This is a genomic window from Brevundimonas sp. (genome assembly GCF_030656255.1).
Classification (GTDB): Bacteria; Pseudomonadota; Alphaproteobacteria; order Caulobacterales; family Caulobacteraceae; genus Brevundimonas.
Genome location: NZ_JAUSOE010000106.1, coordinates 1 through 12568 on the forward strand (window position 1 = coordinate 1; position 12568 = coordinate 12568).

The following is a 12568-nucleotide window of genomic DNA, read 5'->3' on the forward strand; positions in this document are numbered from 1 at the left end:
GCATGAGCGTGAACCTGCGCGCCTATTTCATCGCCGCCACCATGATCATCGCCGTGCCTACGGGGGTGAAGATCTTCAGCTGGATCGCGACGATGTGGGGCGGTTCGATCAGCTTCAAGACGCCCATGCTGTGGGCGATCGGCTTCATCTTCCTGTTCACCGTCGGCGGCGTGACCGGCGTGGTCCTGGCCTACGCCGGCATCGATTACAGCCTGCACGACACCTATTACGTCGTGGCCCACTTCCACTATGTGCTGTCACTGGGCGCCGTCTTCGCCATCTTCGCGGGCTTCTACTACTGGTTCGAGAAGATGTTCGGCGTGAAGTACAACGAGTTCCTCGGCGCGACCCATTTCTGGATCATGTTCGTGGGCGTGAACCTGGTGTTCTTCCCGCAGCACTTCCTGGGCCTGCAGGGCATGCCGCGTCGCTATATCGACTATCCGGACGCCTACACCCTGTGGAACCAGGTCTCGTCCTGGGGCTATGCGATCACGGCCTTCGGCGTGCTGGTCTTCCTGATCATGCTGGCCGAGGCGGCGATCCGTCGCCGTCCGGGCGTCGCCAATCCGTGGGGCGAGGGCGCCACGACCCTGGAGTGGACCCTGTCCTCGCCGCCGCCGACGCACCAGTTCAACGAACTGCCGGTGGTCAAGGGCGACGAGCACTGACCGCACGCCAGACTGAAACAGCGGGCCGCTCTTTCCACCGAAGGGGCGGCCTTCTGCTTTCGGGTGTGCTATGCGGCCCGCACCGATGACCCAAGACGTTCAGACCCGACCCGCGCTCTCGACCGCCCAGCCGGAAGACTTCTTTCAGCTGCTGAAGCCGCGCGTCATGTCGGTGGTGGTCTTCACCGCCGCGACCGGACTGGTCATGGCGCCGGGCTCGATGAACCCGCTGGTCGCCGCCATCGCCATCCTGTGCATCGCCGTGGGCGCCGGCGCGGCCGGATCTCTGAACATGGCGCTGGAGGGCGAGACCGACGCCCTGATGCGGCGCACGCGCGGCCGGCCGGTGGCGGCGGGACGGGTGCGCAAGAATGACGCCATGGCCTATGGCGTGATCCTCAGCCTGTTCTCGGTCATGCTGCTGGGCATGAACACCAACTGGTTCGCGGCCGGTCTGCTGGCCCTGACCATCGTCTATTACGCCGGCTTCTACACCCTGCTGCTGAAGCGCAGGACGCCGCAGAACATCGTCATCGGCGGGGCGGCGGGCGCCTTTCCGCCGGTGATCGGCTGGGCGGCGGCCAGCGGCGACGCGCCGTGGCAGGCCTGGCTGCTGTTCCTGATCATCTTCCTGTGGACCCCGCCGCACTCCTGGGCCCTGGCCCTGTATTCGGCCGGCGACTACGCCAAGGCGGGCATACCGATGATGCCGGTGGCGCGGGGGGCGAAGTCCACGCGGTTGCAGATCCTGATCTATTCGCTGGTCTTCATCGCCTCGGCCGTGGCCCCGGCCCTGGTGGGCATGGGCGGGCTGATCTACGCCGTGGTGTCGGTCGCCGGCGGCCTGGGCTTCCTGGGCCTGGCCTGGCGGCTGTACCGGTCGCGCGCCGGGGACGAGCCGGACAAGGCCGATACGGTGGGACGCGAGGCCGCATTGTATGATGTGAAGGCCCAGGCCAAACCGGCGCGAGACCTGTTCGCCTTTTCGATCCTGTATCTGGTCGCCCTGTTCTCGGCCTTCCTGGTCGAGGCTGTGGCCGGCCTGGGAGCCTGAACCATGCGTCTGACGCCTGAGGAACTGCGCGCCCGCAAACGGCGCAACGTCTGGATCGCGGCCGCCTTGGTCGCCTTCATCGTCCTGGTCTTCACCACCACGGTCTTGCGCCTGCAACAGAACCAGGCGGCCGAGCGCGCCCTGGTGGACGCCGTCGTCACCGCCGGCCCGACGACGACGCCATGACCCGGCCCGACCGCAAGAACCTGATCGCCATCGCCTGCGTCCTGGGCGTGATGGGCATGACGGGCGCGGCCTTTGCGGCCGTGCCGCTTTACCGGATGTTCTGCCAGGTCACGGGCTTCGACGGCACGGTGCGCCGGGCCGACAAGGCGCCGGACACGGTGCTGGACCAGACGGTGCTGGTGCGGTTCGACACCAATGTGCGCGGCCTGCCCATGACCTTCCGCGCCGAACAGACGACCCAGAGGGTGCGGATCGGCGAGACGGGCCTGGCCTATTTCGACGTGACCAACACCTCGGACCAGCCGATCCAGGTGCGGGCCGGCTATAATGTCGTGCCGGAATACACCGGCCCCTATTTCCAGAAGCTGGAGTGTTTCTGCTTCGAGGATCAGACCCTGGCGGCGGGTGAGACGCGCCAGTTCCCGATGCAGTATTTCATCGCCCCCGAGCTGGCGACCGACCGCGAGGCCAAGGGCGCGCGCGAGATCACCCTGAGCTACACCTTCTATCCGTCGGTCGATGCGCCGACGGGGCCGAACGCCTGATCCCATGGCCCGACCCGGCTTGGATTTCCCCGGCGTGGGCTGTGGGCTCGTGATCCAGCGCGCCGACGGCCGGGTGCTGCTGTGCAAGCGGATGAAGGCCCCCGAGGCGGGGCATTGGAACATCGTCGGCGGCAAGGTCGATCACGGCGAACCTTCCGCCGAAGCCGCGCGTCGCGAGGCCGAGGAGGAGAGCGGTCTGGCTATCGGCGCGGTCGAATTCCTGTGCGTGTCGGAAGAAATCATCGCGGCGGATCGTCAGCACTGGGTCTCGCTGATCTATCTGGCGCGCGACTTCACCGGCGAGCCGTGGCTGACCGAACCGGACAAGCTGTCGGAGATCGGTTGGTTCGCGCTGGACGACCTGCCGCAGCCGCTGTCGGTGTTCTCGAAGACGGCGTTCTCGGCGTTGGAGGCGCGGGGGTAGCCGAAGCGGCGCCTTTGTCGCACGTCGGGGGCCGCCGCGGTCAGCGACCGGCGATTCCCTCCAGATCGGCGAGGGCATCGTCCGGCAGGACTAGGTCGCCGGCGGCCAGGTTCTCACGCAGGTGAGGGACAGAAGAGGTGCCGGGGATCAGCAGGATGTTGGGCGAGCGGCGCAGCAGCCAGGCCAGGGCGACCTGCATCGGCGTGGCCTCCAGACGGGCCGCGACGTCCGACAGGGCGGTGGACTGAAGCGGGCTGAAACCGCCCAGGGGGAAGAAGGGCACATAGGCGATCCCGTCGCGCGCCAGGTCGTCGATCAGGGCGTCGTCGCCGCGGTGGGCCAGATTGTACTGGTTCTGGACGCAGACGATGGGGCAGATGGCGCGGCCTTCGGCCACCTGGGCGGCGGTGACGTTGCTGAGGCCCACGTGACGCACCAGGCCCTGCTGCTGCAGTTCGGCCAGCGGTTCCAGCATCGGGGCGATCGCGCCTTCGGCGGGGCCGTGGACGTCGAACACGACGCGCAGATTGACGACGTCCATCGTCTCGCGGCCCAGATTACGCAGATTGTCGTGGACGGCCGCGACCAGATCCTCGGGCGAGAAGGCCGGCAGCCAGGCGCCGTCCGGTCCGCGCCGGGCGCCGATCTTGGTCACCAGGGTGAGGTCGTCGGGATAGGGGGACAGGGCTTCGCGGATCAGACGGTTGGTGACGTGGGGGCCGTAGAAGTCGCTGGTGTCGATGTGGTTCACGCCCAGGGCCACGGCTTCGCGCAGCACGGCTAGGGCGGCGTCGTGATCCCTGGGCGGGCCGAAGACGCCGGGACCGGCCAGTTGCATGGCGCCATAGCCAAGGCGGTTCACGGCGCGGTCGCCGAGAGTGAAGGTGTCAGTGGTCATGATCGCGCTCCGTTCGAGGGGACAACGCCGATCTAAGCCCTGGGCTGCTGCGCGATAATCGGGCAAGGTTCGGACGGGTTGTGCGGAAAGTCGAACAATGAAGCCGGACCTCAGCGATCTGCATGCCTTTATGGCCGTGGCCCGCGCGGGCGGATTCCGAGAGGGGGCGCGGCTGGGCGGGACCAGCGCGTCCAGCCTGAGCGAGGCGGTGCGGCGGTTGGAGGAACGGCTGGGGGTTCGGCTGCTGCACCGGACCACGCGCAGCGTGGCGCCGACCGAGGCGGGGCAAAGACTGCTGGAGCGGCTGATCCCTGCCCTGACCGAGGTGGAGGCGGCGCTGGAAGGGGTGGGCGATCTGCGCGATCGGCCGGCGGGGACCCTGAGGCTGAACGTGCCGGGCAGCGCGGCGCGTCTGGTTCTGCCCGCCATCGTGCCGGGCTTTCTGGCCGCCTATCCCGACATCCGGCTGGACCTGACGGTGGACGAGAACTTCGTCGATGTACTGGCGGCCGGATGCGACGCGGGCATCCGCTACGAGGAACGGCTGGAGCAGGATATGATCGCCGTGCCCATCGGACCGCGCCAACAGAAGTTTACCTGCGTCGCCGCGCCCGCCTACTGGAACCGGCGCGGGCGTCCGGTTCATCCCCGCGATTTGCTGGCGCACGACTGTCTGCGCGGGCGTTTTTCCAGCGGCGCCATGCCGCCGTGGGAGTTCGAACGCGCCGGCGAGGTCGTGATGATCGATCCCAAGGGGCCGTTGGTGTTCGGCTTCAACGGGGCGGCGGACCTGGCCGTCGATGCGACCGTGGCGGGCGTGGGGGTGATGTTCCTGTTCGAGGACTGGGTGAAGCCCCTGATCGACAGCGGGGCGCTGGAGCCGGTTCTGGTCGACTGGCATCAGCCGTTCTCGGGGCCATTCCTCTATTATTCGGGTCGTCGGCTGCCCCCGCCGCCGCTGCGGGCCTTCGTGGATTATGTGCGGGCCTGCGCGCCGGACTGAGCGGGCGGGTCTCGATCAAGGCTGAAACGCGGCGATCCACTGGCGCGACGCAAAAGCGGCGGTTATAGCTGGGGGATAAGGCGAGTTCATCGCCAGCCCAATATAGAGATGAAACGCATGGCCGACGCGCACGCCGCTCCGCACCACGACTATCACCTCGTGCCGCCCAGCCCGTGGCCGCTGCTGTCCTCCATCGCCGCGACCATCATGTTCATCGGCGCCGTGATCTGGATGAAGGGTCTGGCGCCGGCCGAGAACGGGCCGATCGCCGCCAACTTCCTGGCCGAGGGTCGGCAGGGCGTCTTCTTCGCCGGTCTGGCCGGGGTGCTGATCTCGGCCATCGGCTGGTGGTCGGACGTGATCAAGGAATCCAAGGCGGGCGATCATACGCCGGTCGTGTCCATCGGTCTGCGCTACGGCATGATCCTGTTCATCGCCTCGGAGGTGATGTTCTTTGTCGCCTTCTTCTGGATGTTCTTCGACATGGCCCTGTTCCATGAATCGCGGGCCCTGACGCCCGAGATCGGAACCTGGGCGGATACGGCCAAGGCCTGGTCGACCTGGCCGCCGCAAGGGGTCGAGGTGCTGTCGCCCTGGCAGCTGCCGCTGCTGAACACCGTGACCCTGCTGCTGAGCGGCTGCACCGTCACCTGGGCCCACCACGCGATCCAGGTCGGCGACCGCAAGGGCGCCAAGATCGCCCTGATCATCACCGTGATCCTGGGCGTCTTCTTCACGAGCGTTCAGGCCTATGAATATCAGCACATCCTGCACGAGCACCTGTTCTTCAACGAGGAAGCGGTCAACTCGGGCCTGTATGGGTCGATCTTCTTCATGGCGACGGGCTTCCACGGCTTCCACGTCCTGATCGGCACCATCTTCCTGGCGGTCTGCCTGATCCGTCTGCTGGCCGGCGACTTCACCCCGCAGAAGCATTTCGGCTTCGAGGCGGCGGCCTGGTACTGGCATTTCGTGGACGTGGTCTGGCTGTTCCTGTTCGCCTTCGTCTACGTCGTCTTCGGTTGATCGAAGACGGTCCTGAAGACCTCGAGGCGGCGCGGGACGAGGGATCGTCCCGCGCCGTCATGGTTTGCGACACGCCGGTTCGGGCGGCGATGCGCGGGCGCTGTCCCCGGTGCGAGCAGGGCGCCCTGTTCGCGGGCTTTCTGAAGGTGCGGCCGGCCTGCGACGTCTGCGGCCTGGACTACGCCACCATCCAGACCGGCGACGGGCCGGCCAGTTTCATCATGCAGATCGCCGGCTTTGTGGTCGGGTTTTCGGCCCTGGCGGTGGAGATCAAATTCCACCCGCCGATGTGGCTGCACCTGATTATCTGGCTGCCGCTGGTGGTGGCCCTGTCGCTGGCGCTGATGCGGCCGGGGCGGGGGCTGATGATCGGCTTGCAGTACAGGAACCAGACATGAGGCGGTTTCCCTGGATTTTGACTGTTCTGACGGTCGCGGCCCTGGTGCTGCTGATCGGGCTGGGCGTCTGGCAGGTCGAGCGGCTGAAATGGAAGGAAGGGCTGATCGCGGCGTCGGAGGCGGCGGCGGCCAAGCCGCCTGCGCCGCTGGATCAGGTTCTGGGTGAGGGCGATCTGGAGTTCCGCAAGGCGCTGATCGTCTGTCCGGGTCTGGCGACCGCGCCCTATGTCGAGCTGCAGTCGATCCATGACGGCGAGGTCGGGGTGCGGCTGATTTCGGCCTGTCGGCCAGCGGAGGCGGAGTTCAGCCTGCTGATCGACCGGGGCTTCATCGCCGACGGGGTGAGCGAGCGGCCGCGGGTGATCGAGACCACCCTGCCGCTGGTGCTGATCGGCGAGTTCCGCAGCTTTGATCCGCCGAGCGGCATGACGCCGGCGCCGGCGAACGGCCGCTTCTACGGCCGCGACACGGCGGCCATGGCCGAGGCCTTGAAGGTCCAGGGGCCGGTGCGGCCCGAGGCGGTGTTCGCCGTCACGCCGACCAATCCCGAGTTCGCGGCCTTGCGGCCGTCCGCGCCGCCGGCGGCCTTTTCCAACAATCATTTCGGCTACGCCCTGACGTGGTTCGGGCTGGCGATTGTGCTGGCGGGCTTCTATGTGGCCCTGCTTCGACGTCGAACCAAGAAAGACATCCCCTGACGGCTTCCCTGCACACCCTGTCCAACGGCGTTCGCGTCATCTGCGACCCCATGCCCGGCCTGAAGACTTTAGCCGTTGTCGTCACCGTCAAGGGCGGGGCGCGGTGGGAGCCGGAGGATCGCTCGGGCTGGTCGCACCTGCTGGAGCATCTGGTGTTCAAGGGCGCCGGCGACATGGCCGCGCGCGAGATCGTCGAACGGATCGAGGCCGAGGGCGGCACGATCAACGCCTCCACCGGCTATGAGCGGACCAGTTTCGAGGTGCGGGGGCTGGAAGGCACCCTGGCGCTGAACCTGCAGGTGCTGTCGGACCTGGTGTTCCGGCCCACGCTCGACCCCGCCGAGATCGAGCGCGAGAAGGACGTGGTGGCCCAGGAGATCGCCGAGGCCTTCGACACGCCCGACGACCATGTGTTCGAGATGGTCCAGACGCGGGCCTTCGCCGGCCAGCCGCTGGGCCGGCCGATCCTGGGCTCGGTCGACAGTCTGAAACCGGCGGACAAGGCGACGGTCGAGGCCTGGCGGACGCGGCTGTATTCGCCCGACCGGATGGTGGTGTCGGCGTCCGGCGCGGTGGACGAGACCGAACTGCTGGCCCTGGCCGAGCGCTGGTTCGGCGCGGCGGTGGCGACCCCGGTCGAGGCGCCGGCGCCGGCGGCCTTCATCGGCGGGCATGCGACCCTGACGCGCAAGATCGAACAGGCCAATCTGGTGTTCCAGCTGCCGGCGCTTTCGGCGACCGACCCGGCCCTGTCGTCGATGCGGCTGTTCGGCGAGATTCTGGGCGGGGGCATGGCCTCGCGCCTGTTCCAGAGCGCGCGCGAGGAGCGGGGCCTGGCCTACGCCATCGACGCCTATCAGGAGCCGTATGAGGATACGGGGGTGCTGGGCATCTACGCCGGCGCGGCGGCGGACCGGGCGAAAGAGCTGGCCCAGGTGGCGGCGGCCGAGGTGCGGGCCCTGGCCGAGACCGGGCCGACCGAAAAGGAACTGTCGCGGGCCAAGGCGGTGATGAAGGCCGGTCTGTGGATGTCGGACGAAAACCCGATGAGCCGGGCCGGACGCAACGCCGCCCAGACCCTGATCTTCGGCGCGCCGCGGTCCAGCCTGTCGATGACCGAACAACTGGAGGCCCAGACGGTCGAGGACGTGCGGGCGGTCGGCGGTCGGATGCTAGCGGGCGGCCAGGCGGCCAGCGCCGTGCTGGGGCCGAAGTCGGCCGGGCCGGCGGGCGAGGCGTTCGCGGCGGCCCTGTTCGGGGGGTAGGGAACGTTGAGCGTCGCGATCTGTTATGCTGACGCTTGAAACATTCCCACCCGGAGCAGCCCCATGTCCGTCCGCGTCGCCCTGATCGTCGGCAGCCTGAGAGAAGGCTCCTATTCCCGCGCCATCGGGCTGGAAATGAAGGCCCTGGCCGCGCCAGGGCTTGAGCTGGACCTGGTCGAGATCGGCGACCTGCCGCTGTATAATCCCGACCTGGATACGGAGACGCCGCCGGCCGCCTGGTCGCGCTTCCGAGAGGAGTTGGCGACGGTTCAGGCCGTGCTGTTCGTGACGCCGGAATACAATCGCTCGATCCCCGGCGCGCTGAAGAACGCCCTGGACGTCGGCTCGCGCCCCTATGGCCATAGCGTCTGGTCGGGCAAGCCGGCCGCCATCGTCAGCGTCTCGCCCGGCGCCCTGGCCGCCTTCGGCGCCAACCACCACCTGCGCCAGCCCCTGGTCTTCCTGAACATGCCGACGATGGCCCAGCCCGAAGCCTATGTAGGCGGCGTCGCCGACCTGCTGGACGAGCATGGCAAGCTGAAGAACGACGGGACGCGTGACTTCCTGAAGAGCTTCACGGATGCGTTTGCGTCGTGGATCGAGAAGACGAAATAGTCTCTCGCCTCGTCATCCTAGGCACAAGGCCTAGGACGACGGCCCTTAAGAGGGTGCTGAAGCCTGGAATTGAAAACGGCGGCTCCGTGAGGAGCCGCCGTCGCCAAATCAGCTGTGAAGCTGAAATCAGCCGATGGTTTGCAGCTGGCCAGCGGATTCCTTGCCCGAACGCTTGTCGCGTTCCAGCTCGTAGGAAACCTTTTGGTTTTCATCCAGGCCGCGCAGGCCAGCGCCTTCAACGGCGGAGATGTGGACGAAAACGTCCTTGCCGCCGTCGTCGGGTTGGATGAAGCCGTAACCCTTGGTGGGGTTGAACCATTTAACAGTGCCGGTAGCCATTTTGAGACCTCCGTTAGAAGTTGACCGAGGGAACGCCCCTGCGGCCTGTCGGGTCTGAATGGGAGCGGCCTTGACTCGTGCGTTCGCAGAGAGAGTGGGCGTTACGCAGAGAGATCGACGAAGTCTATGTACTCAGGTCTTTGTGACAAATGCAAGCGCGGCCGCAAGAAGGATTTTCCGGGCTATGGAACGGTCCAGCTTGGGACGCGTTAGATTGGTACACGAAAAGGCTACACCATGAACCGCATCCACGTTGTGGAGCGCGCCTACCAGCTCGCCCGCACTCCCGATTGTCTGAACACCGGCGACGTCGTCAAGGCCTTGTCCGCAGAGGGTTATTCCGGCGCGGAGATGTCCCACTTCCAGGGCAGTTCGATCCGCGCCGACCTGAATCGCATTTGTAAAATTCCGGTCGAAACCGAAGTCGCCTGATCCGATCCGAGATCAGGCCAACCCGCCTAAAGTCGGCGCCTCGGCGGCGCTGTCCGGGAAGACGCGGGTGTCCAGGGCCGCACGATCAAGGCCCATATGATCGCGCAACAGGCCCTTGAACACGGATCTGATGTCCAGGGTCGGGGCCAGATCGCGCCCCTCGAACAGGCGATTGTCCGCCAGGGTCGGCCAGTCGCCGATCAGGCTGCCGGGCTTGAGCCCGCCCCCCGCCAGCAACAGGGACGACCCCGTGCCGTGGTCCGTGCCCTGGGTGCCGTTGGCGCGGGCGGTGCGGCCGAACTCGGTGGCGACGACCACGATGGTGCGGGGCCACTGGTCGGCCAGACCGTCCTTCAAGCCTGAAATCAACTGATCCAAACCCGTGAGACGCGTCTGCAGCTGGCCGCGCTGGCCCGCATGGGTGTCCCAGCCGTCCAGGGAGACGGCGACGATGTCGGCCCCCTCGGGCCCGGTCATCAACTTGGCCGTCGCGCGACCCAGGGCCTCGACGTCGTTGCGTCGGACGGTCTGGCCCGAACCGTCGGCGACCAGGGCCTCGGTCGCCAGGCCGCGCGCCAGGTTCTGGCCCAGCATCGGATCATCGACATAGAGGTCCTGCAGCAGGGACGCGATCCGGTCCTCGCCCCTGACGCGGCCGCCTGGCGCCCAGCTGGACACAGGGGCGTCGCCGCGCAGGATCAAGGGCGTCTGGGCGCCGATCGACAGGCCCTGCAGCCGCGCGCCGCCGGCCGCGACGATGGCGCGGTTGAGCCAACCGTCGTCGCTTTGGCGCAGCGCCTCGCCGCCGTTCTCCAGCACGTCCTGGGCCTCGAAATGCGAGCGGATCCGCACCGGCAGGGCCACGGCGGGGGCGAACCGCATCTGGCCCTGGCCATACAGTCGGTGCAGTCCGGCGAGGGCGGGGTGCAGGCCGAATCCCTCGGCCAGATCCAACGCCCCATCGGGTTCGCCCGGCGCCGCCAGCGCCAGGCCGCCGCGCAAGGGGACATAGTCGGGATCGGCGTAGGGAATGGTGACGGACAGGCCGTCCATGGCGCCCCGGGCGATGACCACCACCAGTTTAGCGCTGGAGGTATTGGTCTGGGCGGCGACGCGCCCGGCGAAGGCCAGGCCCATGCCGGCGGTCGCGGCCCCCAGCAGGGTGCGGCGGTCGAGGGTGAAACGGGTCATCGGCGCTGGAACTCCGGCGACATCAAAAGAAGGGTGAGGGCCTCGGTCCGGCTTTCGGCGCGGGCGACGGCGAGCCCCGTGCGCTGGGACAGCCGGTCGCCCAGGGCGTCGTTCGCCGTGGCGACGATATCGGCGGTCCGGGCGGTTTCGGCGGCGGTGCGCGCCCAGTTCAGCCGTTTGACCAGGGCGTCGGGGCCGGCCCAGTCGGCCGCCGTGTCCGGCCAGCCCTCGGGCGACGGGGCGGCGAAGAGGGGCTGGCCCATTTCGACCAGGGCCTGACGCAGGGGCTGGATCCGCTGGGGCGGGACGTCCAGGGCCCGGTGGGTCGAGACGATGAACTCATAGGGCGTCTTGATCTTCGTCGCTTGGGGCGTCCAGGTTTCGGTGGCCTCAATCAGGGCGCGCGCGACCTGGGCCAGGTCGCCATCGGATCGGGTCCAGGCCCGCTCCAACCGCGCGACAAGGGGTTCAGGCGGCGTGTCCGAGACGAAATGGGCCGCGATCCGGCGCGACAGACGCCGGGCCGTGGCGGGATGCCGCGCCAGGTCCCGCAGGATGGCCTCGCCCTGGGCGACGCCCGCCTGGGCATAGGTCCGGCCCATCACGGTGCGGGGGCCGGGTTCATGGATATTGGCGCGGAAGACGAAGCCGTTCGGGCCGGGTTCAGCCGCCTGGCGGGCGCGGCGTCGACCGGCGGGGGCCTGGCGATCCTGGGGGCGAGGGATCGACCAGCCGGTCAGGGCACGGGCCAGTTCGGTGACGTCGACCTGGGTATAGCCGGCGTCGGCGCCCACGGTGTGAAGCTCCAGCATCTCGCGGGCCAGATTTTCGTTCAGTCCGACCTTGCGCCGTGCGCCGGCCTGGCTGCCGGGGCCGGTCGAACGCGCCTGGTCGAGGTACAGAAGCATGGCCGGATGCTGTTCGGCGGCGACGACCAGATCCTCGAACCGGCCGAAGACGTTGGGGCGGATGGCCTCGCGCTCACACAGGTCGATGAAGGCGCCGCTGTCGAACTTGACCGCCGACACGGTCAGGGCGTTGGCCCAGAACAGGGCCCAACGCTCGGCGAATCCGTCCGCCGTCGTGGCGCCCAGTTGGGTGCGCGCCAGAAAGGCCTGGGCGGTGTCCTCGACCAGGGCGCGGCGGGCCGCCTGGCGCGCCAGGCGCACCGCTTCGGCGTCTGCGGTCGCCGGCTGGCCCCGGTCGGCCTGGTAGTCCAGAAACGCCGCCATCCTTTGGTCGGCGCTGGCGAACGTCCCGGCCGGCTGGGCCGCGCCTTCGGGGCGGATCTGGGCCAGGGCCCAGGCGCGCGGATCGGCGGCGACGCGCGCGATCTCGCCGGGGCGGGCGCCGAGGCCCAGTCGGGTCACGGCGAGGGCGGCGTCGGTCGAAGATGCGGCCATGATGGGCTCCTGATCCGTCGGTCTGAGTGTAACGCGCCGGAAACAAAACTCCGTCGCGGATCAGATTCGCGTGCATCTGTCGCCAAGCGGCGATCTGCGCGCTAGGCTGCGGATCGATGGCCCTCCTGGACTGGATGAGCGATGTAGCCGGACCGGTGGTCCGGGGCGACGGCGTGCTGTTGAGGCCGCCGCGGGCGTCCGACTATTCGGCCTGGTCCGCCCTGCGCGACGGGTCGCGCGACTATCTCCAACCGTGGGAACCGGCCTGGCCGGACGACGACCTGAGCAAGGGCGCCTTCCGGCGTCGGCTGTCGATCTATGCCCGCGAGATGGAGCTGGGCAACGCCTGGCCCTTCTTCATCTTCGCTGACGCCGACCAGTCGCGGGTCGGGGCCATCACCCTGTCGAACGTGCGGCGCG

At 68.1% G+C, this 12568-nt stretch carries 17 protein-coding genes; 13 read left to right on the forward strand and 4 right to left on the reverse strand.

What is annotated here, in order from left to right; genetic code table 11:
* The 5 genes from Q7J26_RS10985 to Q7J26_RS11005 form a co-directional block, all read left to right on the forward strand.
* Window positions 1-671, forward strand: a 671-nt coding sequence (locus tag Q7J26_RS10985) for a cbb3-type cytochrome c oxidase subunit I (protein WP_304936485.1), incomplete at its 5' end; no start/stop codon positions are given.
* An 85-nt stretch (window positions 672-756) separates the two neighbouring features.
* A complete protein-coding gene (gene cyoE / locus Q7J26_RS10990; protein ID WP_304936486.1) occupies window positions 757-1725 on the forward strand; it encodes a heme o synthase in 969 nt (322 codons plus the stop codon).
* A gap of 3 nt (window positions 1726-1728) precedes the next feature.
* The gene (locus tag Q7J26_RS10995; protein ID WP_304936487.1) at window positions 1729-1911 is read left to right on the forward strand and encodes a hypothetical protein; all 183 of its coding nucleotides are present in this window, start codon (window positions 1729-1731) and stop codon (window positions 1909-1911) included.
* On the forward strand, window positions 1908-2456 hold the full coding sequence (locus tag Q7J26_RS11000; protein WP_304936488.1) for a cytochrome c oxidase assembly protein: 549 nt from the start codon (window positions 1908-1910) through the stop codon (window positions 2454-2456). The genes Q7J26_RS10995 and Q7J26_RS11000 overlap by 4 nt, the downstream gene beginning before the upstream one ends.
* Window positions 2457-2460: 4 nt before the next feature.
* Window positions 2461-2880 (forward strand): NUDIX domain-containing protein, encoded by a 420-nt coding sequence (locus Q7J26_RS11005; protein ID WP_304936489.1) that lies wholly within the window; start codon window positions 2461-2463, stop codon window positions 2878-2880.
* A gap of 40 nt (window positions 2881-2920) precedes the next feature.
* Here Q7J26_RS11005 and Q7J26_RS11010 read toward each other — a convergent pair whose 3' ends face one another.
* Window positions 2921-3778 carry an aldo/keto reductase family oxidoreductase gene (locus Q7J26_RS11010; RefSeq protein WP_304936490.1) on the reverse strand — a complete coding sequence of 286 codons (858 nt, stop codon included), beginning with the start codon at window positions 3776-3778 and terminating at the stop codon, window positions 2921-2923.
* Between the two features lie 97 nt (window positions 3779-3875).
* On the opposite strand from Q7J26_RS11010, the gene Q7J26_RS11015 reads away from it, so the two are divergent.
* From Q7J26_RS11015 to Q7J26_RS11040, 6 genes are all read left to right on the forward strand, one after another.
* A complete protein-coding gene (locus Q7J26_RS11015; protein ID WP_304936491.1) occupies window positions 3876-4781 on the forward strand; it encodes a LysR family transcriptional regulator in 906 nt (301 codons plus the stop codon).
* A gap of 117 nt (window positions 4782-4898) precedes the next feature.
* On the forward strand, window positions 4899-5807 hold the full coding sequence (locus Q7J26_RS11020; protein WP_304936492.1) for a cytochrome c oxidase subunit 3: 909 nt from the start codon (window positions 4899-4901) through the stop codon (window positions 5805-5807).
* The gene (locus tag Q7J26_RS11025; protein WP_304936493.1) at window positions 5804-6205 is read left to right on the forward strand and encodes a DUF983 domain-containing protein; all 402 of its coding nucleotides are present in this window, start codon (window positions 5804-5806) and stop codon (window positions 6203-6205) included. Before Q7J26_RS11020 ends, Q7J26_RS11025 begins: the two co-directional genes overlap by 4 nt.
* Window positions 6202-6903 (forward strand): SURF1 family protein, encoded by a 702-nt coding sequence (locus Q7J26_RS11030; RefSeq protein WP_304936494.1) that lies wholly within the window; start codon window positions 6202-6204, stop codon window positions 6901-6903. The genes Q7J26_RS11025 and Q7J26_RS11030 overlap by 4 nt, the downstream gene beginning before the upstream one ends.
* Window positions 6904-6953: 50 nt before the next feature.
* Window positions 6954-8168: a pitrilysin family protein gene (locus Q7J26_RS11035; protein ID WP_304936495.1), complete on the forward strand. Its 1215-nt coding sequence runs from the start codon at window positions 6954-6956 to the stop codon at window positions 8166-8168.
* Window positions 8169-8231: 63 nt separating this feature from the next.
* Window positions 8232-8783, forward strand: coding sequence for an NADPH-dependent FMN reductase (locus tag Q7J26_RS11040; RefSeq protein WP_304936496.1), 552 nt, complete (start codon window positions 8232-8234; stop codon window positions 8781-8783).
* A gap of 126 nt (window positions 8784-8909) precedes the next feature.
* On the opposite strand, the gene Q7J26_RS11045 is transcribed toward Q7J26_RS11040, so the two are convergent.
* A complete protein-coding gene (locus Q7J26_RS11045) occupies window positions 8910-9122 on the reverse strand; it encodes a cold-shock protein (protein ID WP_008260410.1) in 213 nt (70 codons plus the stop codon).
* A gap of 237 nt (window positions 9123-9359) precedes the next feature.
* On the opposite strand from Q7J26_RS11045, the gene Q7J26_RS11050 reads away from it, so the two are divergent.
* The gene (locus tag Q7J26_RS11050; RefSeq protein ID WP_008262034.1) at window positions 9360-9554 is read left to right on the forward strand and encodes a hypothetical protein; all 195 of its coding nucleotides are present in this window, start codon (window positions 9360-9362) and stop codon (window positions 9552-9554) included.
* Between the two features lie 12 nt (window positions 9555-9566).
* Here the strand turns inward: Q7J26_RS11050 and Q7J26_RS11055 are convergent, their stop codons facing one another.
* Together Q7J26_RS11055 and Q7J26_RS11060 are read right to left on the reverse strand one after the other, a co-directional pair.
* Window positions 9567-10745 carry a DUF1501 domain-containing protein gene (locus tag Q7J26_RS11055; RefSeq protein WP_304936497.1) on the reverse strand — a complete coding sequence of 393 codons (1179 nt, stop codon included), beginning with the start codon at window positions 10743-10745 and terminating at the stop codon, window positions 9567-9569.
* On the reverse strand, window positions 10742-12148 hold the full coding sequence (locus tag Q7J26_RS11060; protein WP_304936498.1) for a DUF1800 family protein: 1407 nt from the start codon (window positions 12146-12148) through the stop codon (window positions 10742-10744). Before Q7J26_RS11060 ends, Q7J26_RS11055 begins: the two co-directional genes overlap by 4 nt.
* A 116-nt stretch (window positions 12149-12264) precedes the next feature.
* Here Q7J26_RS11060 and Q7J26_RS11065 point away from each other — a divergent pair.
* On the forward strand, window positions 12265-12568 hold a 304-nt coding region (locus Q7J26_RS11065; RefSeq protein WP_304936499.1), incomplete at its 3' end, for a GNAT family N-acetyltransferase.